Below are 22465 nucleotides of genomic sequence, written 5' to 3'. Positions count from 1 at the left end.
AAAACTTGTTCAACCTTATCAAAAACCCAGCTCCAAAGAGCCGGGTTTTTATTTTATCTTCGCACTATGTTTGTTCTTTCTGACACATCATCTATAGCAAATCATTTCCTTCGGGAAATGCGGGATGTAAGTATTCAACATGACCGGATGCGCTTCCGTAGAAATTTGGAGCGCATGGGCGAAATAATGGCCTATGAAATCTCAAAATCTTTTGAATACGTTTCTGAGAAAATTGAAACTCCGCTTACCCCCACTTTCGCATTAGCCCCGGTAGAACAACCTGTAATTATCTCAGTGATGAGAGCCTCTTTACCTTTTTACAATGGATTTTTGAATTATTTTGATCAGGCTGACAGTGGGTTTATCGGCGCTTTTAGAGATGAGAGTCAACCGGGAGAAATCACGGTTCAACTTGGATATCATGCCAGTCCCACAGTAGAAGGGAGAATTATCATCCTTGCTGATCCTATGCTTGCAACTGGCAAATCACTGATAGAGGCCATACAAACTATACTGTCCCACGGCACTCCCAAACATATCCACATAGCCGCAGTCATTGCAGCACCTGAGGGCATCCAATACCTCAAAGAAAACAGCAGGTGTTCCTATTCCCTCTGGCTGGGAGCAATTGATGAAAAATTAAATCACCAATCCTACATTGTCCCCGGACTGGGCGATGCAGGAGATCTTGCTTTTGGTCCAAAACTTTAATTAGTACATGCTTCCCTATTTCCTCTTATTTCTTGGTTTGATCATTCTCCTCTATGGAGGAAAAATATTAGTAGACGGTGCTTCCGCCATGGCGGTAAAGTTAGGCATGAGTGCCGGACTGATTGGGATGACCGTAGTCGCATTCGGCACCTCTGCACCTGAGCTGCTGGTCAGTGTAAATGCCGCACTCAAGGGAAATAGCGATATTTCTATTGGAAATGTAGTTGGTTCCAATATTGCCAACCTTGGACTTGTTCTCGGGATAAGCGGATTATTCTATCCAATCTTGATTAAGAAAAGTCATATCAGAGTAGATTATCTGGTCACTTTATTGGTCTCGATCCTTTTCTATGCATTAAGCTACAATGGGTTTATTGAGCTCTGGGAAGGTATCTTCTTGTTCGGATTGTTTATAGCCTTCAATGTCTATCTCTTCAAAGGTCCAAATGCGGACTTAATCGACAACACAGAAGTAGAAGAAGAAATCGAGCAGGTGAAAAACTACTCTTGGTTTGCATCCATTGGCCTATTTTTAGGTGGAGTAGTAGGCTTATACTTTGGATCCGAACTATTAGTGAATAACGCCGTGAAAATCTCCAGAGAGTTCGGAGTATCAGAACGGATAATCGGAGTGACCATCATCGCCATCGGCACAAGCTTGCCCGAGCTTATCACCTCGATTATAGCAGCATTGTCCAAACGAACGGACTTGGCATTAGGCAATATTCTTGGTAGCAACATCATGAATATTCTGTCCATAATTGGCCTTACTGCGATCATTAAGCCAATTGGCGTATCGCAGGCATTCATCGATTCTGATTTCTTATGGATGCTGGGAATTACGCTTCTCTTATTCGTTTTAATGCGTGCGAAGATGCGCATTTCAAAAGTTGAAGGCTCACTGCTTTTAGCAAGCTATCTTGCCTATTTGTATTTCCTACTGTAATGGAAGAAATCCTGACCTTCTTGGGAATCTATTTCTTGTGTTGGTTTAAATTTATAGCGGGTCCTGTATTAGGCTCTGCTGCCGGCTACAGTGTTTTGGGTACTGCGTTGGTAACTGTCGCAGGAATGATGACCAGTGTAATCATTTTCACATTGCTGGGGACAAAAATCAAGGCACTCTTTGAAGGGAGTTTCCAAAGGAAACCAAAGCTTGTTTTCTCCAAGAAGAATAGAAGAATTGTCCACCTCTGGAGAAAATATGGGGAAATTGGAATTGCTTTTTTTACACCACTTTTACTCACACCGATCGGCGGGACACTAATCATGGTGTCTTTTGGTGTCAAAAAGAGACATATTTATTTACACATGTTTTGGAGTGCATGCCTTTGGGCTGTAGTGCTCAGTTTAAGTATTGATCAACTTCTAGCAGTACCTTTTCTGAAAAACCTATTCCTTTAATTCATCGTCGGGTAAGATCTCAATATCTTTTATCAACACCCGCTCGGCAATAGCCTGCCCTGTCAATGTCGCAGCCAATCCTCCCATCGCTGTTTCCTTATACCTGCTTTCCATTGAGGCTCCTACTTCTCCCATTGCCTCCACGCATTCGTCCACGGGAATTACCGCACTTACATTGGCCAAAGCTATCTGGGCCGAACTGAATGCAATGGCTGCTGCACTTGCATTCCTTACAACACAGGGCACTTCTACCAATCCTGCCACAGGATCACAAACCAATCCCAGCATACACTGAATAGTGACGGCGACTGCATTGAATATTTGATCTGTATTTCCACCCAAGCAATACACTATCGCTCCGGAAGCCATCGCGGCAGCGGAACCGGTCTCTGCTTGGCAACCGCCCACAGCTCCTGCCAAGCTTGCCTTTTCTTCGATAATCAAAGCAATCCCGGCTCCTACCAAAAGTCCTTCGACAATTTGCTCATCACTTAATCCATGGATTTCCTGAAGGGTGACCAGCGTCCCGGGAAGAATCCCACTTGCACCGGCCGTAGGGGCAGCGACCACTCTTCCCATGCATGAATTGACTTCCTTGGCTGCCAAAGCCCTAGAGATCAACTTCTGAAACTCTGGAGAAAGTACTGCTAATGGATGATTGTAAACTTTCTTTGCCCCATTGTTGATCATTCCGGAGCGAGAGATCATCTCTTCCTCCAGACCGGTTTTCACCGCATCCTTCATGACAGCATAAGCCTGAAGAAGCCCAGCTTTGATCTTATCCCCTGTTCCGTTTTTCTGATCGACTTCGTATTCGATCACCGACTCAGGCAGTGACATATTCTTCTCTCCACAATAGCTTTTCCAACCTTCAAAAGATTCAAACAAATAGCTCATAATAGATGGGTTTATATACTTTTATACTTGTCCTCAATAATGCCCGTAACTTCAATTTCTTTAGCTTGGAGGCTTGAAGAAGGGAGGCCAAAGACCGATGTATCCTCATTTTAAGAGTTCAACAAATCTTAGGTCACTTTCGTCACTCACTTGTAGAAGGAAGTTTATTCAGGCTAAATATTTGCCTAGAAATCGAACTTCAAGGTCTGCTTAATTTCCGGATCCAAGCTTAAGGCAACAGGGCAGGTTTTGGCTGCATTCTTCAATTTTTGGATCATCGCAGCATCATTAACGGGATTTCCCCAATGGAAATCAACAATGATTTCACTTATTTTTCGGGGTGAGGCCTGCATTACTTTGGTCACATCCCACGTCAAACCTTCCAAGGAAACAGAATCTCTGTTAGCCACAATTCCCATAATAGTCACCATACAGCTTCCTAAAGCACTAGCGACCAAATCAGTCGGAGAAAAAGCTTCTCCCTTTCCATTATTATCTACAGGAGCATCGGTGAGAATTTTCACACCTGATTGCAGGTGTTCTGATTCCGTTCTCAAATTCCCTAAATATGAACTTTTTATAGTGGACATAAACTCTTATTTTTAAAATCAGTTAAAATACCAACACCCAAAAATAGGGCTATATTTTCGACCAACTCGAATGAACAAGCTGAAATTCATTTTACCGATTCTATTCCTTTCCTTTTCCATTGAATCTTTTGCCCAAAGAGATGATATCGGCAATTATGAATACGATAAGGAATATATGTTTGGCATTAACAAAAACACGAATGGAGGATTAATCGGTGGCTTTGTTTTCAAAGCCGGAACACGGATTGACGACACTCAGTTTAGTTTTGTGGCTGTGGAATTTTCCAATGTCAAAAACCCGAAGGAGACCCGATATAACACCGTGCTGGGCAACAGTTATATTTTCGGCAAGTCTAACTACCTCTATTCGATCAGACCCCAATATGGTCGCGAAGTAATTCTTTTCAAGAAAGCTCCCAATCAAGGCGTCCAAGTATCTGCCCTGGCGGCCGTGGGGCCATCATTTGGATTAATCGCTCCTTATTACATAGAATATGCACTGAATAGGGTAGAAACTGTACGCGAACAATATGATTCTGAGATACATCGAGCCCCTGGAAACATTTTAGGAACAGGCCGGCTTTTCGAGGGCATCGGCCAATCCGAGTTTGCATTTGGGGGTAATGTGAAAGCGGCAATATCTTTTGAATTTGGGGTTTTTCGCTCAAATGCGACAGGATTGGAACTTGGATACATGCTCGAAGGTTTTACCAAAGAAATCCCGCTGATCCCCACTACAGAAAACAGGCAACTGTTCCAATCGGCTTACTTTACCTTCTTCTACGGGTTCAGAAAATAGGTCAGCTTGGGTTTTGTGCTCTACTGACTTACCTTTGCATCAAATCAGAAATCAATGATCGAATTACCTGTAATTTCCGAAGAAGCCACCCGAAGAAAAAAGCCGGATTGGCTTAGGGTGAAACTTCCCGTGGGGAAAGAATATGCCAAAGTCCGCAAGCTGGTAGATGAGCATAAGCTTCACACCATTTGCGAAAGCGGCAATTGCCCAAATATGGGCGAATGCTGGGGAGCCGGTACCGCCACCTTTATGATTTTAGGAAATGTATGTACACGCTCTTGTTCATTTTGCGCTGTGGCGACAGGCAGACCGCCTGAGTACGATACTGATGAGCCTAGAAGAGTAGCCGAAGCGATCAAACTCATGGGTGTAAAGCATGCTGTGCTGACCTCAGTAAACAGAGATGAGCTGAAAGACAAAGGCGCTGAAATCTGGTATCAAACAGTGATTCAGACCAAAGAACTCTCTCCTGCCACTACTATAGAAACTCTTATCCCCGATGTAAAATCTAATTGGGATGCCCTCTATAGGATGATCAGTGGAGGCCAGGAAGTAGTTTCCCACAACATGGAAACCGTGGAAAGTCTCTACCGCAGAGTTCGCCCTCAAGCTAAATATGCCCGATCCCTTGAGCAGACTAAATTGACAAAGGAATTTGGAAAGAGAACCAAAACGGGAATTATGCTAGGTTTGGGAGAGAAAAAGGAAGAGGTCTTCAAGGCTATGGATGACTTGGCAGCCCATGGCTGTGACATTCTTACCCTAGGCCAATACCTTCAACCTACCAAAATGCATATCGAAGTGGCCGAATTTATACATCCTGACCTTTTTGCGGAATACAGAGAAGAGGGGCTGGCAAGGGGATTAAAATATGTGGAATCCGGACCTTTGGTTCGATCCTCATATCATGCAGAAAGACATGTAAACGTCTAGTCATTAATGGAATTATGGGCTTTATCGTAGGAGCACTGGGTGCTTCATTTATAATTCTGTAGCCTCAAAAATCGGTGGATTGGAAATCCAGCTTTCACAAGAGAATGGAATTCCGATTCTTTAACTAAAAGTCCAGCTTCTGGAGAAGCAGGACAGCTGAGAATTCCCATGCTCTAAAAAATTAGCCTATCGCATTTAAGTGAAAGGCTTCAATTCGCTAAGCCTAACAAGAAGAAATTCCAAAAACTGTGCTTCCTTTGTGGTCTTTGCGGTTAAAAAAAATAAAATGGCTGCCAATCGGCAGCCATTTTTATTAAAAGCAGAATTAAGCTTCTTCGCTAGCATAATCCTCCACAGGAATACAGCTACAGATCAAGTTTCTGTCTCCGAACGCCGAGTCAATTCTACGTACACTTGGCCAGAATTTATTTTCTTTCACGTAGCTAAGTGGGTAAACCGCTTTTTCTCTGGAATATGGCAATTCCCAATTGTCGGTAAGAGCCATCATCGCAGTGTGCGGTGCATTTTTCAATACATTTTCCACCTTATCAGCTATTCCGTCTTCGATTTCCCGGATTTCTGCACGGATAGAAAGTAATGCATCACAGAATTTGTCCAGCTCAGCCTTGGTCTCAGACTCCGTAGGCTCGATCATCAACGTGCCTGCTACAGGGAAAGAAACCGTAGGCGCATGGTAGCCATAATCCATCAATCGCTTAGCGATATCCTCTACTTCCACTCCCACTTCTTTGAACGCACGGCAATCCACAATCATCTCATGCGCTGCTCTTCCCTGCGTGCCCGTATATAGAATCGGAAAATAATCTTTCAGTCTTTCCTTAATATAATTGGCATTTAGGATTGCCATCTTGGTAGCATTCTTCAAACCATCTCCACCCATCATCGCAATGTAGGCATAAGAGATAGGCAAAATACTTGCACTTCCATAAGGTGCAGCCGAGATGGACGACACCGCCAGCTCACCACCGGCTTTTACCACGGGATTACCCGGAAGGAATGGTGCCAAATGACTTGCGACACAAATAGGCCCCATGCCGGGTCCACCACCACCGTGGGGAATACAGAAGGTCTTGTGAAGGTTCAGGTGGCAAACGTCAGCTCCAATTCTCCCTGGGCTAGTCAATCCTACCTGAGCATTCATATTGGCCCCATCCATGTAAACTTGCCCACCATTTTCGTGAATGATCTCACAGATTTCTTGGATTGCTACTTCAAATACTCCGTGTGTTGAAGGATAGGTAACTAGAAGTGCTGACAAATCAGTTGAATGTGCCGTAGCTTTTGCTCTCAAATCTTCGATATCGATATTTCCTTTCTCATCACATTTCACCAAAACGACTTTCATCCCGGCCATCACGGCAGAGGCAGGATTTGTACCGTGAGCGGATGTAGGAATTAATGCTACATTTCTATGATGATCTCCTCTGCTCTGGTGATAGGCACGGATTACCATCAATCCGGCAAACTCACCCTGCGCACCGGAGTTTGGCTGAAGAGATGTATCAGCAAAACCGGTGATTTCATTAAGCCAGTGTCTCAAATTTGCAAAAAGCTCCTGGTATCCTGCCGTCTGATCGGTCGGAGCAAATGGGTGCATCTGTCCGAATTCCGGCCAAGTCACAGGGATCATTTCGGCTGTCGCATTCAGTTTCATCGTACATGAACCAAGCGAAATCATGGAGTGTACCAAGGACAAATCCTTGTTCTCAAGACGCTTGATGTAGCGAAGCATTTCATGTTCACTTTGGAAATTATTGAATACAGGATGAGTCAGGTACTCTGACTGCCTTACCAATGCTTCCGGCAACTCCAGGTTAATATCCGAAGCCAAAGCGGACAAATTCGGAGCTTCCACTCCCTTCACTTTTGCAAAGACCTTCACCACAGAAGCTACATCTTTCAACGTTTTAGCCTCATCAAAAGTCAAGAAAACAGTATCGTATTCGTATCGGAAATTCATTTCCGAAGACAAAGCCAAGGACTGGATTGTAGTGAGCGATTTCGCTTCGATCCCTACTTTTATCGTGTCAAAATAATTCTTTGATGTCACCTCATACCCAAGTTGCTCCAGTGCTTTAGCTGTAAGTTTTGTCAATCCATGAGTTCTAAGCGCAATATTTTTCAGTCCTTTTGGACCGTGATAGACTGCGTAGAAACTGGCCATTACAGCTAGAAGCACCTGTGCTGTACAGATATTTGAGGTTGCCTTTTCTCTCTTGATATGCTGCTCACGTGTCTGCAAAGCCATTCTGTAGGCTTTGTTGCCCTCACGATCCTGAGAAACTCCGATGATTCGCCCGGGGATCTGACGCTTATAAGCTTCCTTGGTAGCAAAGAAACCGGCATGCGGCCCTCCATAGCCCATAGGCACACCAAAACGCTGAGACGAACCAACCACCACATCTGCTCCCATTTCTCCCGGAGCGGTCAAAAGTGTCAAAGCCAACAGGTCTGCGGCAAAAGCAGTCGTCACATTGTTCTCCTTGGCGGCAGCAACAATAGCAGAGTAATCCCTCACTTCACCGTCCGCATCCGGATATTGGAATAAAACCCCGAATAGATTTTCGTCTGTCAAGTCCAAGGAATCAATGGATCCAAAAACCAAGTCAATACCCACTGGCTCAGCTCTGGTCTCCAATACGGCCTTGGTTTGAGGAAAAACCTTTTCGTCCACAAAGAATTTTGTAGCATTCTTTTTCTCTCTTGGTTTCACCGCAAAAAGCATGTTCATCGCCTCTGCAGCAGCAGTTCCTTCATCTAGAAGAGAAGCATTGGCAAGTTCCATCCCTGTCAACTCCATCACCACAGTCTGAAAATTGATCAGAGCTTCCAATCTACCTTGGGCGATTTCTGCCTGATATGGAGTGTATGCGGTATACCATCCAGGATTCTCCAGCACATTTCTCAAAATCACTCCCGGCACCAATGTGTCATAATACCCCAAGCCTATGAAAGACTTGAATACTTTGTTTTTAGAAGCAAGTTTTTTGAAATCCTTCAAAAAGTCCGACTCAAGCTTTGCGGCAGGCAAATCCAACGGGCGTTCCAATTGGATGGATTTCGGTACAGTTTGGTTTATTAATTCCTCTAAAGATGAGGCTCCGATTTTCTCCAGCATAGCTGTGATCTCTGCATCTGTCGGGCCATTGTGTCTGCTCTCAAACTTGACAGCATTAGAAAGATTGATCTTCATATAAGAACGTTAAGACGATGAACTATTTGGGTTTGAAATAGGCTGAATTTTCAAGGTGCAAAGGTACAATTTATTGAAAGATATTGCTTTCAAGAACTCCTTTATTTCCCATATGCCGCTTCAAATTATATTGAAGGTTTATTGTGGGGCAGAAAAATTCTCTAGTTTAGCACCACAAAATACAAACTGGATGAAATCCGCCGCAGTTTACGCTATTGATTAACAGGGCCCTGCTAAGGCGATTCCTTTCTGAATCAAAAAAAACCTAACTATAAACTGATGAAATCGAGCATGATCCCGTATCTACGGGCACACACAGAGGGATGATTATCCCATATGCGAGATTCCGTGTGACCTTAAAAAAACAAATTATAAACACATGAATAAAAGTCTGTTATTGACGGGTGCAATGGCTTTGGGTCTTGCACTGCCGTCGTTGGCGCAGCAACCTGTACAGGTGAAGTATGCCAACACCATCACCGCAGGAGACCTGAAAGAGCGCCTCACTTATCTAGCTTCTGACGAAATGAAAGGTAGAGACACAGGATCTGAAGAACAAAAAGTAGCTGCAAATTATCTTGCGGATTTTTACAAAAAGATTGGACTGGCCGGACCTGTAGAGGGAAGCTATCTGCAGCCTGTTGAATTGGTGAGCTCCTCTTTTGGCGAAGTTTCCCTGAAAGTAGGTAAAAACAAACTTGTCAACAATGAAGACTTCGTTTTCATCGGGGATGGAGACATGAAGAAGACAGCAAAAACCGATCTCGTTTTTCTGGGTTTGGTCTCTGACGAAAATCTTGCAAAAGTTGACGTTAAAGGCAAATTGGTAGGGATATGGGCTGTAGGTGTAAGGTCCAATGATCTTCTTACCAAGGTAATGGATGCAGGTGCTACCGGTATCGTATTGGTTAGTATGGAAGGTCAGGCAAACTTTGACCGTATTGCGAACCGCTATAAGAGCTTAGTCGGAAAGGGAAGAGTTGGCTTCGCCAAGCCAACTGAGCAAAAGCCTGTTTTTATGGTAAGCTCTGATAAAATGGCGGAGTTGTTTGCTACTCCGGTGGAAGACTTGAAGGAAGCTGCAAAATCAAGTCCTGAAACTGTCAAGTCTCAAAAAGCTTCTTACCATATCGAAAAGACAATTGAAGAAATTGAAAGTTCTAATGTATTGGGATACTTGGAAGGAACCGACAAAAAAGACGAATTGCTCGTTATTTCCTCCCACTACGACCACGTGGGTGTGAGCAGCACCGGTGAGGTATTCAATGGCGCTGATGATGATGGATCAGGAACTGTATCTGTCACTGAAATCGCCGAGGCATTTGCTGCAGCAGCAAAAGACGGAATCAAACCAAGAAGATCCATCCTTTTTCTAAATGTCACAGGTGAAGAAAAAGGACTTTTGGGATCTGAATATTACTCAGACTATCCAATTTTCCCGTTGGAGAATACGGTAGTGAATTTCAACATCGACATGGTAGGTAGAATTGACTACGAATACCAAGATGCTGAAAACACGGATTTTGTCTATGTGATCGGTTCAGAAATGCTTTCTACGGATTTGAAAAAAATCCTGGAATACAACAACATCACTTACTCTGATCTAATCTTGGACTATAGATATGATGCCGAGGATGACCCAAACAGATTCTATTACAGGTCTGACCACTACAATTTTGCTAAACACAATATCCCGGTGGCTTTCTTCTTCAACGGAGTTCACGATGACTACCACCAAGTAACTGATACGGTGGACAAAATAGAATTCGAGCTAATGGAAAAGAGAGCAAGGTTGATTTTCTATACCGCTTGGGATGTAGCCAATAGGGACAAAAGACTTCCTGTAGACGGAACCAACACAAGAACAGAAGAATAAAAAGTTATAAAGACAGCACATTAAAGGCTATTGGAGAGATCCGATAGCCTTTATTCGTTTTCAGTAAAAACTCTCAAAAAATTAAGCTTTCAAACCTCCGTGCCCCATGAGGTCAAAACTTATCGTACAAAAGCCACAAAGACAAATCTTCTAATTGATCCAACTTTTCCAATCGTCAAATTTTATAAAACGGTATCTTTACATTCCAAACGCAATCCAGATCCCGTGTACAAATATCTACTTAAACCTCTCTTTTTCTTAAAAAAACCTGAGGATGCCCATCACTTCACAGTAGATCTCACCAAGTTGACATTTAATCTTCCGCTGATCGGCTCAATTGTAAAATCTACTTTTAAACTGGAGGACAAAAGATTAGAGCGGGAGATTTTTGGTTTGAAGTTCAAGAATCCGGTTGGTTTGGCAGCAGGATTTGACAAGGATGCCAAGGTTGTTGATGAAATGGCAATGCTTGGTTTCGGCTTTATCGAAATCGGAACGCTGACCCCAAAACCCCAAGACGGAAATCCACAGCCGCGACTTTTCAGGCTTCCGCAAGACGAATCTCTGATCAATCGTATGGGCTTCAATAACGGAGGTGTTCACGAGGCGGTTGAGCGGTTGAAAAAGCGGAAATCCACTGTATTGGTGGGGGGAAATATCGGGAAAAACAAAACAACTCCGAACGAAAATGCCATCCAGGATTACTTAATCTGTCTGGAAGCATTGCATGATCACGTAGATTATTTTGTAGTAAACGTGAGTTCACCCAATACACCAAATCTTCGGGATTTGCAGGAAAAGGAGCCGCTCAAGCAATTGCTCCAAGCGGTTAAAGATGCCAATTTGCTCAAACCAAATCCTAAACCAATTCTGTTGAAAATTGCTCCTGATCTGACAGATGGGCAATTGGATGATATCATCGAAATCGTGCTGGAAACAAAAATTGATGGCGTAATAGCGACCAATACTACTATAGACCGTTCGCACCTGAGCACTTCAAAAAATGAAGTAGAAGCAATAGGAGCCGGAGGAGTCAGCGGAAAAGTACTGGGAAAAAGAAGTACAGAAATCATTCGATACCTTTCGGAAAAGTCAAATAAGGCTTTCCCGATCATCGGAGTGGGCGGTATATTTTCTGCAGAAGATGCTATAGAAAAACTGGAAGCCGGAGCCAGCCTGGTACAAGTGTACTCGGGCATGATTTATGAGGGGCCTAGCTTGATCAAAAAGATTAAAAAAGGATTATTGGCTCATTTTTCGCAATAATTTGTCAATCTAAATTCATTAATCTTATCTTAAATCGGATTTGAATCGCATACATGGCCACCAATTCACCTAGGACCAATACGTTTAGAAAAAAAGGAGAGCCCACCAAAAAGAAAGGAGTAGGTTTCAAACCTCCTCGCGTTTCATTTGGTAAGATTAATACAGTCAAGATCAGCTTGACGATGGGTATCTTGTTGATATCCACGTCCATTTTTCTGTTGATCGCTTTTATCAGCTATCTTTTGAACGGTCCTGCGGATCAGAGTTTGGTCATGAACAATCCCGACGAAGCTATTCGTGATGCAGCCCGTAAATCCACCAATTGGCTGGGATATCTCGGAGCACAGGCAGGAAATTGGATGATTTATCGCTGGTTTGGAGTTGCCGCATTTTTATTCCCTCCCTTTCTCTTTTTATTGGGATTCAAGTGGGCATTCAAAATCTCCCTAGTTTCACTTACTAGATACACTACTTTTGCCCTTTTCTTTACATTCTGGTTGGGCCTGCTTACCGGATATGTGGTGATTTTGATTCAGGGATATTCTTATTGGAGTTTTCTCTCCGGAGGTTTTGGCTACGAATTAGCCAAGCTATCGGCCGATTTCCTGAGTTGGGGAACATTTATTCTACTTGGAGGATCCATGCTCATTTTCGTGATTTTCTTCTTTGATATTGACAAGCTGGACTGGTTTAGCGGCAGAGCCTCAGATCTGGATGAGGATGAGCTACAAGTTTCGGCTGAACGTTCAGTGAAAAATCCTTTTACAGAGGAGGAAGAAATCGATGAGGAAGAAGAAATTGACGACGACGGCAGCTCTTGGACTATTAAAGAAGATAATCCCGACACGTCGATTGAGCTCAATCCTGTCTCGACACCAAAGCCAAAAAGAGAGGACATAGCTTTCGACGTACCTCAATTGAATATTCTAGATCCAATAGTACAACGTGAGACAGAAAGGAAGATGGAGGAAAAAAACTTCTCTGTGGTAAAACCGGCCGGAGAGGAGAAAACCGCCGAAGAAGTCGAGAATCTGGACGCTTACGACTCGACTCTAGATCTTCCCCATTACAAATACCCTACACTGGATCTCTTAAATGAATATGATGTCCAAAAAGTCACTGTAAGCCGTCAGGAACTTGAAGACAATAAAAATAAGATCGTCGAAACACTTGAAAACTTCAAGATAGGAATTCAGGAGATCAAAGCGACCATCGGGCCTACGGTAACTCTCTACGAAATCGTCCCTGAACCCGGTGTGAAAATCTCCAAAATCAAAAACCTGGAGGATGATATTGCCTTGAGTTTGGCTGCTTTGGGAATCAGAATTATTGCCCCAATTCCGGGCAAAGGTACGATCGGTATTGAAGTTCCCAACAAAAACCGTGAACTGGTACCTGCGAGGGCTGTGTTGGGCACCGAGAAATTCATGCATTCGGACAAGGATCTGCCGATTGCTTTGGGCAAGACTATTTCCAATGAGGTTTTTGTAGCTGATTTGGCCAAAATGCCTCACTTGCTTATGGCCGGTGCTACCGGACAAGGTAAGTCTGTGGGCTTGAATATGATCTTGGCTTCCTTGATTTACAAGAAGCATCCTTCTCAATTGAAGTTTGTGCTTGTAGATCCTAAAAAAGTGGAGCTAACACTTTTCAATAAGATAGAGAGACATTTCTTGGCCAAGCTCCCCGGAGCAGAAGAAGCGATCATCACTGATACAAAAAAGGTGATTTATACACTTAACTCACTTTGTATCGAGATGGATAACCGATACAATTTGCTCAAAGATGCGGGGACAAGAAACCTAAAAGAATACAACGCTAAGTTCATTGCCAGAAAACTCAATCCTGAAAAGGGCCATAAATTCATGCCATACATTGTTTTGGTAATAGACGAATTGGCGGATTTGATGATGACTGCAGGTAAGGAAATAGAAGGCCCCATCGCACGTCTGGCACAACTTGCCAGAGCAATTGGAATCCATTTGGTAGTAGCTACCCAGAGACCTTCAGTCAATGTGATCACAGGTATTATCAAGGCGAATTTCCCTGCACGGCTCTCTTTCCGGGTGACATCCAAAATCGATAGCCGAACCATCCTAGACGCAGGTGGTGCGGATCAACTCATCGGCATGGGAGATATGCTTTTATCCCATGGATCAGAAGTCACGAGGATCCAATGTGCATTTTTGGATACTCCTGAAGTCGATTCTATCTGTGATTGGATCGGCGAACAAAAAGGTTATTCTGATGCTTATTTACTGCCGGAATTTGAAGGCGAAGATGCGGACAATTCGATTGGAGATGTTGATTTTTCTGATCTAGATCCTCTGTTTAATGATGCCGCCAGATTGCTGGTAATGCATCAGCAAGGAAGCACCTCTTTGATACAACGTAAGCTTAAACTGGGATACAACCGAGCAGGAAGAATCATTGATCAACTTGAGGCAGCGGGAATTGTAGGCGCATTCGAAGGCTCCAAAGCCCGTGAAGTGCTTATTCAGGATGAAGCTAGTTTGGAACGGTTATTGGAGAGTTTGTAAAAGCTGTTCAAGTAGTTCAAACAGCCTCTTTCATGAAACAAATTGCCTTATTTTATACGCTTTTTCTTACCCTATTATTCACCTTCGAGGTTTCGGCTCAAAAAGACCCCAAAGCAAAAATTGTTTTGGACGCCATGAGCGAAAAGTTTCAGGCAATGAATGGGTTTACTGCAAATTTTGATTTCACATTCCAAGATGCTTCAGGAACAGGAGATCGCCAGTCCGGTGATATCGCCGTAAAAGGTGAGCAGTATCGCCTCAAACTACCTGATCAGGAAATCTATAACGACGGCAAAACAGTATGGACTTACATCCAATCTGACAATTACAAAGAAGTTACCATCAATGACGCAAGTCAAATGGAAGGAGAGCTGACTCCATCCAATATTTATCGGCTTTATGAATCAGGATACAGCTATAAATTAATTGGCGAAAAACAATTTCAGGGCAAAACAGCGCAGGTAGTAGAATTAATTGCGGAAAAGAACAATGCTCCTTTTGAGCAAGTAAAATTGATGATTGATAAGGGGAGCTCAAGTTTGCTGGGCTGGGAAATGTTTGATGGTCAGGGAGGTGTGTTTTCCTACACTTTCAACAACTTGAAGCTTGAGGCCAATCTTCCTGCTTCCTATTTTGTATTTGACACTAAGCAATATCCTGGAATAGAAGTGATTGATTTGAGATAAATGAAAATCAAAAGAGGAATGAGTTTCAACTCTCACACAGAAACTTTTGACGCCATTAATCCTGCGAATTCTCTCTCACCATTTAAATTAAGTGAAGAAAAACGCCCTTTCAGGCGTTTTTTAGTTTTTCGATATCAAACTTTTTCATTTTCATAAAAGCCTGAACTACACGCTCGGATCGCTCTGGATCAGACATTAATTCAGGAAGGATTTCTGGCACTATCCGCCAAGAAACTCCAAATTTATCCTTCAACCAGCCACACTGATCCTCCCTACCGCCTTCTAAAAGTTTCTCCCAGAAATAATCAATTTGTACTTGATCTCGGCATTCCACTACGAAAGAAAGTGCTTCATTGAAATTAAAATCATGAACAAGAGAACTATCCATCGCTGCAAATAATTTCCCGTTCAATTCAAATTGAGCATGATTTATAGCTCCTTCTTGACCGTTGGGATCATCTGCTTCATATCTTGATATCAGTCTCGTGCAAGAGTCTTTAAATATCCCACTGTAGAAATTAATTGCTTCTTCAGCTTTGCCAAAATTAGTCCCTGAAAATAATAGCGCAGGAATAAATTTCTGGTCGGAGTACTCGGGTTTGTCGATTGTGAGCTGCCAAGTAACTCCAAATCTATCCTGTAGCCAGCCATATTTTTTACTCCATGGATAAGTATCCATCGGCATCAAAGCTCTACCGTTCTCTATTAATTTATCCCATACCGCTTGAATCTCATCTTCATCCGGTATTACCGTATAAAAAGATATCGCCGGTGTAAATTTAAATTTGGGACCACCATTTAAGCACATAAACTGTTGTCCTGCCGAATTAAAGACTACCACCATAGGATTTTCATCCACTATTTCAGAATCCGAAAATACTGAGCAGTAAAACCCTGCAGCTTCTTTAGCATTGCCATCAAACCACAAGCAGGGATAGATAGGCTTTTTTAGAGAGTTCACCGATTGATCATCCATTCCTTTCACAGATTTCTTTGAGTTTGTCTAATGCTTTGGGCCAGATTCCGGCAAAGTGCTGTGAAAAATCTTCTGGGGAATCCAGATCAACTTTTAGTAAAGTGCCCTTATCTGTCTCTTCGAAAGTGTAATTTTCATGTGCTCCCACCCAGTTCAACGCGGCTTCGTTAGGTGCCACTTCTTTCCCATCTTTCCATTCTCCCAAGTGCTCGATGCTTACGAACTTACCCGGATCATTTTTTTCAACCCGGCCATGCATTCCTTCATTTTCACCTTCACCCACAAAAATTATCTTGCTCCCTTCTTCCCAGCTTCCAATGAAAGTAGAACCAGGTGAAAAGATGTGAGTCCATTCTTTGTACGTTTCTTTTGCCAGCATGTGCTCATGCACTTTCATAGGAGAACATGCTATTTCGATTTCGAAGTGTAATGTTTCTAGATTACTCATGGGATTGTATATATGTTTTAAAGTTGTCTAAAATTGCCTGCCAGCCATTTTTCTGCATTTCCGCCGGATTAGTCATCTCAGCATCGAAAACCTCCTTAATCTCGACTCCATCCGACACTTTGGTAAAAGAGACCTTCGCATAGCGTCCATCTTCCATGATGTATGTGTAAAAAGAATGCAGTTCTACCTCCTGATATACACCTCCAAAATCGAAGCCCATACTCCCGTCTTTGGCTTCCATTCTGGACGTAAAACTTCCGCCTGGTTGAAGATCATTTTCTGCCCTTGGCGTATGCCAATCCGGAGAAGCATTGTTCCAATGTATGATATGTTTGGGCTGGGTAAAGTAATCCCATACCTTTTCTAATGAGGCATTTACTGTGGCTTGCACAGTAATTTTGGATTTTTGAATAGTTGTCATTGTATTTTGGCTTATTTTCAAAAATTAATTTAACAAATCTATCATACAGGGCTTTGATACATCCTGTTCAATTCAGACAAATGATAGGCAAATTGCGACAGGAAATAGTAAATTCAAGTTATGAAAAATATCGCCATCCTAGTCCCGGAACAGTCTGTTCTGCAAGCGATTGCCGACCCGCAATATTGCTTCTCTGCAGTCAATGAATTCCTGATCAAATCCGGAGGCACAGCTCTTTTTCATGTAGAATTGGTAGGACTCAATCCTGAGGTGAAATTAAACGGCAAACGTTATTCCGTTTTTCCTGACCGGCTTTTATCCACAGCAACTCCGCCGGATCTCGTGGTAATCCCTGCACTGTTTGGAGACATGAAACTAGCTGTGGAAGCGAATAAGGCCTATATTCCTTGGATCAAAGCGCAGCATAAGGACGGGACGGAAATTGCATCATTGTGTGTAGGCGCTTTCCTTTTGGCGGCTACGGGATTGCTGAATGGTAAAAAATGCTCTACACACTGGGGATTTGCAAATCTATTCCGGGAGTTTTATCCTGAGGTAGAAGTTCAGGACGGAACGATAGTGACAGAAGAAAACGGCATTTATTCCAGCGGAGGAGCCAATTCCTATTGGAACTTATTACTTCATCTCGTAGAAAAATATGCGGATCGGGAAATAGCGATTTTGACAGCAAAGTACTTCGCAATAGACATAGACCGTGATAGTCAGACAGCCTTCTCCATGTTCAAAGGTCAAAAATCCCATCAGGATGAAGCTGTAAAAAAGGCTCAAGAATACATAGAAAACAAACTCGAAGAACGCATAACTGTGGACGTGCTCGCCGATCAAGTGGCTGTAGGAAGAAGGAGTTTTGAGCGCAGATTTAAGCGTGTCACCAATAATTCGGTCTTAGAATACATTCAGCGGGTAAAAGTAGAGGCAGCCAAACGAAGCTTTGAAACTACCATGAAGAACATCACCGAAGTCATGTTTGACGTAGGCTATTCTGACACGAAAGCATTTCGGACTACTTTCAAAAAGATCACCGGACTCACTCCTATTGAGTACAGAAATAAATACAACAAATGGGCAAGGATGAATTGAGATGGGTGGCTTTATGTAAAATCGATCATAATTATCCGCAATGATGCCATTGGCTATATTCTCTTTGGTTTGCAGGAGGGAAGACAGAAGACCGAAGTGGCCTTAATGCTAAAGTTCCTCGAATCCTATACTGCTTTGGGCACTTTAGTGGTAGAAAAGATAGAACTATGACGTAGCTATCCACTTCAGAAACCGGGAAGTAGCACTTTGGCTACATACCACCAACTGATTCAGCCCTATCATTTTTATCGCTATGGAATTTTTGGTATAGCGCTCCATCCCCTGTACAAATTGCTTTTGCACTAAATGACTCCTACTGATCCTAAAAAACAAATCAGGATTCAGAGTTTCCTCGATTTCCTTTAAGGTAGGCTCCTGAAGCAGATGCTTTTTCCCAAGCTGATCCACCGCCCAGACAACTGAATTCTCCGCTGTGAACAGGCAAATCTCCTCAACTGACAAAAAATAAGATCCCTTATGGGTAGGTATCGAAATTCTGGTTTTGAAAGTTGGCTTAACGGATTGTTGATTTCCCAACAATGCGTGAAGGGACTTTAGCAAATCAGCTTGATCATCTTTCGATTTGGTTAGATGGGCAAATTTATTCCAGGCTTTTTGAAAGCGGTCAAAATTAAAAGGCTTTAGTAAATACTCAATCCCATTTCCCTCGAAAGCCTGCATCCAAAATTGATTGTATGCAGTAGTGAAAATGATGGGGCAGGGAATTTCAATTTCCTCAAAAATCTGGAAGGCATTTCCATCCAGCAGCTCAATATCCGATATGAGCAAGTCTATTTTTGGCTGAGTAGAGAAAAAAGCAATTCCCGATTCAACAGAATCAAGTTCCTTTACTAGTTGGATCGGTTCATCCAATTGCTCTAAGAATCGCTTCAATTTATTTCTCGAAGGCAATTCATCCTCCATAATCACTACCTTTATCATCATGCTTTTCGGTCAATCAGGGGTAGTTCCACTGTAAATATTTCATTCGTTTCGATGATTTGAATAGGCGCTTCGCTCAGCAGCCCATATTGTTTTCTTAGGTTTTCCAAGCCTCTCCCACCACTCTGTTTTTTAAATTTATAGGGTTTCCGCTTATTCGTAACTCTTAGCTTATCCTGGACATCGATGCTGATCGTGATTGGCTGAACTTCGTTACCTTGATTATGAAATACCGCATTTTCTATCAAAAGCTGTAACGTCAGCGGAGGTAAAAATGTGGTGTTAATGGAATTGGAAACATTCAGTTTGAATCCTTTTCCAAATTTCCGTGAAAGTAAACGGAAATAATTAGTGGCAAAATCCAACTCCTCCTCAAACCTAACCAACTTTACATCCGATTTTTCCAAGGCATAACGGTAAATTTCTGAAAAATCATGAAGGAATTCTGATGCGGTAGCCGGATTCTCCTCAATCAGCTGATCCAATACGTTCAGATTATTAAAAAGAAAGTGGGGATTGAGTTGCTGCTTGAGTTGACGTATGGTAGACTCTGCCAACGCTGCGTCGTACGCAGCGAGCATTCTTTGGTTCTCTTGAAATTTCTGAAAGAGCAAAAAAGCAAAGTAGAATCCTCCATAAACCATAAAATCAAGCACATTGGCAAAGTTGGCTCGCAGAATAATTCCATAAACAAAATTTCGCCCGAAAGTCCCAAAGACCAGTGAGATCATCAGCGAAATCAAGTTACTCGCCAATACCCAACCTATCATTCCTGCCAAGAAACTAGCCACTGCTTTTTGTCGGTGGAATGGAAAACTGTCTCCATGTATTTTTTGAAAACAATAGCGGAGGAGAAGCACAATAATTAACACCTGGGGAATTGCGGTAATCACTGCTTCAGGGGTAAACGTATAGCCATTGATGAGTTGACCGGGAGCTATTCTGGCACGGATTGATTCTAGGTAAGAAAAAAGAATCATGAAAAGCAGAAAGCCTGGTGAAAGGTGCAGGCGGGCAAAAACCTTCTTCATAAGTGAAAGGGGAAAAGGCGGGAGAGTGCTCCCGCCTTCATTATTCAGTTTTAGTTTTCAGGCCAAGAACCCGTTACGTTTCCCTGCTCATCAAATGCCTCCAGTTTCGGATTGTTGTCCTTATCCAGATAGAACATGGCTCTAGGCATCCCTTGGTCATCAAACAAAAATAACCCGTTATTCTGACTTCTTGATTTTCCCAGCATAATTCTAGGTGAGCCACCCAGCAACTCCTGATCCTTGTATTCAGCATACTTTACCTTAAATGCGGCTGGGTCTGACTTGCGAAGTTCTGCCAGTTCCTGCATAATCTCCCGTGTTTTTTCCTGCGTTTCTTTGGCAGGTCTATCATTGAAAACCAAGCTTGAACTCACGTAGCGCTGATCTCCCTTTTGGGAATCGGTGGTCAAAAGCTGCATTACCTGATCTCCATCATACTGGTCAAAAGTCAGAGACAATCCGGCGCTATGCCCATTTTCCTTTTTCTCGCCATCATAGATAAGTCCTCCACATTCAATCCCATCCTCATTGAAAAACAGCATTCCGGCTCTTTTCTTACGGTCTTCATTTGTGTTTCTGCCATTGATCTTCTCTGCTCCATTCGGAAACAAACCTGCGTTGGTCACAATCATTTTAACCGTGCCGTCAGCTTCTACGATATTGATTCGCTGTACATCAATGGTTTCGAATTTTTGACTTCCGGTTTCCTTGAATGAGGAAAAAAAGAAGAAAGATGAGCTGATGGCTGCCGTAAAGGCAAAAGTTCTGAGAAAGATTAATTCCTTGTTCATGTGCTTAGTATTTGTTGGTAATTGATGCTCAAAACTAGCCCGTGCACTATAGAGGTCATACAAGAATCAAGTGAGCCAAGGAAATTTTCAAATAAGTGATGGAAAAATCCAAACAAATGCGGGCTAAAGGAATCGCCCTACATTAAAATCCCTACTAACAAACTGTATTTTCTAACATGCCCACACACATTTCCACCTTTCAAGTTCTAGCTTTTAGCCCATGTTTTCGTCAGGCAACCTTGACGTAAACCTATATTTCACTACTTTATTTTGATGCGGACACCCATATCGCGCCACTAATTTGACGCAATAGCAAGAATCGCGTCACTAATTTGACGCGATTCTTGCTATTGCGTCATTTTTGTAATAATATTGTCGCAATACATAAAGGGAATAGGTCATGGAACTTAAAAACGAGCCTGATATTATTAAGGAAATAGTTTCGTCATTTCCAAATGGTCTAGCAATAGATGACCTTATTGAAAAGCTGCCATTCTTAATTAAAAAAAGGACACTCCAAAGACGACTTAAGAATCTTAAGGAAAGTGGTTTCATCCGTGTTGAGGGAGAGGCTCGGGCCACTCGATATTTTGCAAAGAATATAGATCCGCCTCCCTCAAAGACAGAGAAAGCTGACGAGCCACAAACGGCAATCCCTCTATCTCAAGGAGGAAAGGTTGTTTTAGCCTTAGTATCACGCCCCGAGATACAAAGAACTCCAGTGGGATACAACCGAACATTCTTAGAAAACTATCGCCCGAACATTGACAGCTATCTCAGCAATGAAGAAAAGCAAAAGCTGGCACAATGGGGGAAGACACGGGATAGTGAACAACCCGCAGGAACCTATGCCCGTGAAATCCTGAACCGTCTATTGATTGATTTGTCGTGGAACTCAAGCCGACTGGAAGGCAACACTTATTCACTTTTGGACACGGAATTGCTGATTCATGAAGGACAAGCCGCCAATAATAAATCAGCCAAAGAGACGCAAATGATCCTCAATCACAAAGAGGCAATTGAGTTCTTAGTCGAATCATCAAATGAGGTAGATTTTAATCGGTACACCGTCCTAAACCTGCATGCCTTGCTGTCAAACAACTTATTGCCGAATCCTGCAGCATCAGGAAGATTAAGGGCATTCGGAGTCGGGATAACGCATTCGGTTTTTACACCCTTGGGAATTCCCCAACTCATCGAAGAATTATTCGATCTTATTCTTGAAAAAGCGCGGCAAATTGAAAATCCTTTTGAGCAAGCCTTTTTCGTGTTGGTGCACTTCCCATATTTACAGCCGTTTGATGATGTCAATAAGCGTGTCTCCCGATTGGCAGCCAACCTTCCATTCAACCGTCATAATCTTGCCCCCCTTTCATTCATAGATGTACCCGAAGAAAGCTATGTCAAAGGAATGCTTGGGATTTATGAGCTAAATCGAATAGAACTGTTTAAAGATGTTTTTCTGTGGGCATATGAACGATCTGCACTTCGCTATGCTGCCATCCGCCAATCTTTGGGTGAACCAGACACCTTCCGTATGAAATATAGGGAACACATGCGCAGTGCGATTGGTCACATTGTCAGCAACGCAATGGGTAAAGAAGAAGCGTCATCCACAGTGAAAAAAGAAGCCCAAAAGCTTCCCGAAGAAGATCAGGCGAAATTCATCGAAGTGGTAGAAACGGAACTTCTAGGACTACACGAAGGAAATTTTGCACGCTACCGCATCAAACCCTCTAAATTTACAGACTGGAAAAAACATTGGGACAATCCGAAAAGGGAGAGGTAATTTAGGGGAGTATCACTCAGACCGCATAAAAAACAAAAAGGCAGCCACAA

Annotated in this window: 20 protein-coding genes; 11 read left to right on the top strand and 9 right to left on the bottom strand. The window is 42.7% G+C overall.

From position 1 onward, the window contains the following. Positions 1-66 precede the first annotated feature (66 nt). The 3 genes from upp to ID165_RS24140 are packed head-to-tail and all read left to right on the top strand — an operon-like array spanning position 67 to position 2115. Complete coding sequence (gene upp, locus ID165_RS24150) at positions 67-711, top strand: uracil phosphoribosyltransferase (protein ID WP_192347950.1); 645 nt, start codon at positions 67-69, stop codon at positions 709-711. A 7-nt stretch (positions 712-718) separates the two neighbouring features. After that, positions 719-1657 carry a calcium/sodium antiporter gene (locus ID165_RS24145; RefSeq protein ID WP_192347949.1) on the top strand — a complete coding sequence of 313 codons (939 nt, stop codon included), beginning with the start codon at positions 719-721 and terminating at the stop codon, positions 1655-1657. Next, complete coding sequence (locus tag ID165_RS24140) at positions 1657-2115, top strand: hypothetical protein (RefSeq protein ID WP_192347948.1); 459 nt, start codon at positions 1657-1659, stop codon at positions 2113-2115. The genes ID165_RS24145 and ID165_RS24140 overlap by 1 nt, the downstream gene beginning before the upstream one ends. Here the strand turns inward: ID165_RS24140 and sdaAA are convergent. Continuing rightward, complete coding sequence (gene sdaAA / locus ID165_RS24135; RefSeq protein ID WP_192347947.1) at positions 2104-3012, bottom strand: L-serine ammonia-lyase, iron-sulfur-dependent, subunit alpha; 909 nt, start codon at positions 3010-3012, stop codon at positions 2104-2106. The two genes, ID165_RS24140 and sdaAA, sit on opposite strands and share 12 nt — an antisense overlap. A gap of 185 nt (positions 3013-3197) precedes the next feature. Further along, positions 3198-3602 carry an OsmC family protein gene (locus ID165_RS24130; protein ID WP_192347946.1) on the bottom strand — a complete coding sequence of 135 codons (405 nt, stop codon included), beginning with the start codon at positions 3600-3602 and terminating at the stop codon, positions 3198-3200. A gap of 70 nt (positions 3603-3672) precedes the next feature. Here ID165_RS24130 and ID165_RS24125 point away from each other — a divergent pair, with 70 nt between their 5' ends. Together ID165_RS24125 and lipA are read left to right on the top strand one after the other, a co-directional pair. After that, positions 3673-4401, top strand: a complete 729-nt coding sequence (locus ID165_RS24125) for a hypothetical protein (RefSeq protein ID WP_192347945.1) — start codon at positions 3673-3675, stop codon at positions 4399-4401. Positions 4402-4455: 54 nt separating this feature from the next. Then, positions 4456-5334: a lipoyl synthase gene (gene lipA / locus ID165_RS24120; RefSeq protein WP_192347944.1), complete on the top strand. Its 879-nt coding sequence runs from the start codon at positions 4456-4458 to the stop codon at positions 5332-5334. Positions 5335-5659: 325 nt separating this feature from the next. Here the strand turns inward: lipA and gcvP are convergent, their stop codons facing one another. Continuing rightward, positions 5660-8548 carry an aminomethyl-transferring glycine dehydrogenase gene (gene gcvP, locus ID165_RS24115; RefSeq protein WP_192347943.1) on the bottom strand — a complete coding sequence of 963 codons (2889 nt, stop codon included), beginning with the start codon at positions 8546-8548 and terminating at the stop codon, positions 5660-5662. A gap of 379 nt (positions 8549-8927) precedes the next feature. Between gcvP and ID165_RS24110 the strand changes: the two genes are divergently transcribed. The 4 genes from ID165_RS24110 (at position 8928) to ID165_RS24095 (ending at position 14916) form a co-directional block, all read left to right on the top strand. After that, positions 8928-10424 (top strand): M28 family peptidase, encoded by a 1497-nt coding sequence (locus ID165_RS24110; protein WP_192347942.1) that lies wholly within the window; start codon positions 8928-8930, stop codon positions 10422-10424. Positions 10425-10649: 225 nt separating this feature from the next. Then, entirely contained in the window at positions 10650-11690 is a 1041-nt protein-coding gene (locus ID165_RS24105) for a quinone-dependent dihydroorotate dehydrogenase (protein WP_192347941.1), read from the top strand. 53 nt (positions 11691-11743) lie between these two features. Next, on the top strand, positions 11744-14230 hold the full coding sequence (locus ID165_RS24100; protein ID WP_192347940.1) for a DNA translocase FtsK: 2487 nt from the start codon (positions 11744-11746) through the stop codon (positions 14228-14230). Between the two features lie 32 nt (positions 14231-14262). Beyond that, positions 14263-14916 carry an outer membrane lipoprotein carrier protein LolA gene (locus tag ID165_RS24095; RefSeq protein ID WP_192347939.1) on the top strand — a complete coding sequence of 218 codons (654 nt, stop codon included), beginning with the start codon at positions 14263-14265 and terminating at the stop codon, positions 14914-14916. A gap of 109 nt (positions 14917-15025) precedes the next feature. Here ID165_RS24095 and ID165_RS24090 read toward each other — a convergent pair whose 3' ends face one another. From ID165_RS24090 to ID165_RS24080, 3 genes are read right to left on the bottom strand one after another with little or no spacing between them, the layout of a single operon-like run. Further along, the gene (locus ID165_RS24090; protein ID WP_192347938.1) at positions 15026-15892 is read right to left on the bottom strand and encodes a VOC family protein; all 867 of its coding nucleotides are present in this window, start codon (positions 15890-15892) and stop codon (positions 15026-15028) included. Further along, positions 15885-16340, bottom strand: coding sequence for an SRPBCC domain-containing protein (locus ID165_RS24085; protein WP_192347937.1), 456 nt, complete (start codon positions 16338-16340; stop codon positions 15885-15887). Before ID165_RS24085 ends, ID165_RS24090 begins: the two co-directional genes overlap by 8 nt. Further along, positions 16333-16761 (bottom strand): SRPBCC family protein, encoded by a 429-nt coding sequence (locus ID165_RS24080; RefSeq protein ID WP_192347936.1) that lies wholly within the window; start codon positions 16759-16761, stop codon positions 16333-16335. Before ID165_RS24080 ends, ID165_RS24085 begins: the two co-directional genes overlap by 8 nt. Before the next feature lie 120 nt (positions 16762-16881). Between ID165_RS24080 and ID165_RS24075 the strand changes: the two genes are divergently transcribed. After that, positions 16882-17862 carry a GlxA family transcriptional regulator gene (locus ID165_RS24075; RefSeq protein WP_192347935.1) on the top strand — a complete coding sequence of 327 codons (981 nt, stop codon included), beginning with the start codon at positions 16882-16884 and terminating at the stop codon, positions 17860-17862. A gap of 165 nt (positions 17863-18027) precedes the next feature. Here the strand turns inward: ID165_RS24075 and ID165_RS24070 are convergent, their stop codons facing one another. From ID165_RS24070 to ID165_RS24060, 3 genes are read right to left on the bottom strand one after another with little or no spacing between them, the layout of a single operon-like run. After that, positions 18028-18807 carry a LytTR family DNA-binding domain-containing protein gene (locus ID165_RS24070; RefSeq protein WP_192347934.1) on the bottom strand — a complete coding sequence of 260 codons (780 nt, stop codon included), beginning with the start codon at positions 18805-18807 and terminating at the stop codon, positions 18028-18030. Further along, positions 18804-19835, bottom strand: a complete 1032-nt coding sequence (locus tag ID165_RS24065) for a sensor histidine kinase (RefSeq protein ID WP_192347933.1) — start codon at positions 19833-19835, stop codon at positions 18804-18806. Before ID165_RS24065 ends, ID165_RS24070 begins: the two co-directional genes overlap by 4 nt. 50 nt (positions 19836-19885) lie before the next feature. Then, the gene (locus ID165_RS24060; RefSeq protein ID WP_192347932.1) at positions 19886-20626 is read right to left on the bottom strand and encodes a hypothetical protein; all 741 of its coding nucleotides are present in this window, start codon (positions 20624-20626) and stop codon (positions 19886-19888) included. Positions 20627-21026: 400 nt separating this feature from the next. Between ID165_RS24060 and ID165_RS24055 the strand changes: the two genes are divergently transcribed. After that, the gene (locus ID165_RS24055) at positions 21027-22415 is read left to right on the top strand and encodes a Fic family protein (protein ID WP_192347931.1); all 1389 of its coding nucleotides are present in this window, start codon (positions 21027-21029) and stop codon (positions 22413-22415) included. Positions 22416-22465 lie beyond the last annotated feature (50 nt).

This window comes from Algoriphagus sp. Y33, from assembly GCF_014838715.1.
Lineage (GTDB): Bacteria > Bacteroidota > Bacteroidia > Cytophagales > Cyclobacteriaceae > Algoriphagus.
This window is presented reverse-complemented; position numbering and strand designations above follow the sequence as displayed.

Bases quoted from the DNA above. Each gene is read 5' to 3' on its own strand.
- ID165_RS24100 (WP_192347940.1), top strand. From the start codon at position 11,744: ATGGCCACCAATTCACCTAGGACCAATACGTTTAGAAAAAAAGGAGAG.
- ID165_RS24140 (WP_192347948.1), top strand. From the start codon at position 1,657: ATGGAAGAAATCCTGACCTTCTTGGGAATCTATTTCTTGTGTTGGTTT.
- ID165_RS24070 (WP_192347934.1), bottom strand. From the start codon at position 18,807: ATGATGATAAAGGTAGTGATTATGGAGGATGAATTGCCTTCGAGAAAT.
- sdaAA (WP_192347947.1), bottom strand. From the start codon at position 3,012: ATGAGCTATTTGTTTGAATCTTTTGAAGGTTGGAAAAGCTATTGTGGA.
- ID165_RS24055 (WP_192347931.1), top strand. From the start codon at position 21,027: ATGGAACTTAAAAACGAGCCTGATATTATTAAGGAAATAGTTTCGTCA.
- ID165_RS24090 (WP_192347938.1), bottom strand. From the start codon at position 15,892: ATGGATGATCAATCGGTGAACTCTCTAAAAAAGCCTATCTATCCCTGC.
- ID165_RS24130 (WP_192347946.1), bottom strand. From the start codon at position 3,602: ATGTCCACTATAAAAAGTTCATATTTAGGGAATTTGAGAACGGAATCA.
- ID165_RS24110 (WP_192347942.1), top strand. From the start codon at position 8,928: ATGAATAAAAGTCTGTTATTGACGGGTGCAATGGCTTTGGGTCTTGCA.
- lipA (WP_192347944.1), top strand. From the start codon at position 4,456: ATGATCGAATTACCTGTAATTTCCGAAGAAGCCACCCGAAGAAAAAAG.
- upp (WP_192347950.1), top strand. From the start codon at position 67: ATGTTTGTTCTTTCTGACACATCATCTATAGCAAATCATTTCCTTCGG.
- ID165_RS24085 (WP_192347937.1), bottom strand. From the start codon at position 16,340: ATGAGTAATCTAGAAACATTACACTTCGAAATCGAAATAGCATGTTCT.
- ID165_RS24060 (WP_192347932.1), bottom strand. From the start codon at position 20,626: ATGAACAAGGAATTAATCTTTCTCAGAACTTTTGCCTTTACGGCAGCC.
- gcvP (WP_192347943.1), bottom strand. From the start codon at position 8,548: ATGAAGATCAATCTTTCTAATGCTGTCAAGTTTGAGAGCAGACACAAT.
- ID165_RS24145 (WP_192347949.1), top strand. From the start codon at position 719: ATGCTTCCCTATTTCCTCTTATTTCTTGGTTTGATCATTCTCCTCTAT.
- ID165_RS24095 (WP_192347939.1), top strand. From the start codon at position 14,263: ATGAAACAAATTGCCTTATTTTATACGCTTTTTCTTACCCTATTATTC.
- ID165_RS24125 (WP_192347945.1), top strand. From the start codon at position 3,673: ATGAACAAGCTGAAATTCATTTTACCGATTCTATTCCTTTCCTTTTCC.
- ID165_RS24080 (WP_192347936.1), bottom strand. From the start codon at position 16,761: ATGACAACTATTCAAAAATCCAAAATTACTGTGCAAGCCACAGTAAAT.
- ID165_RS24065 (WP_192347933.1), bottom strand. From the start codon at position 19,835: ATGAAGAAGGTTTTTGCCCGCCTGCACCTTTCACCAGGCTTTCTGCTT.
- ID165_RS24075 (WP_192347935.1), top strand. From the start codon at position 16,882: ATGAAAAATATCGCCATCCTAGTCCCGGAACAGTCTGTTCTGCAAGCG.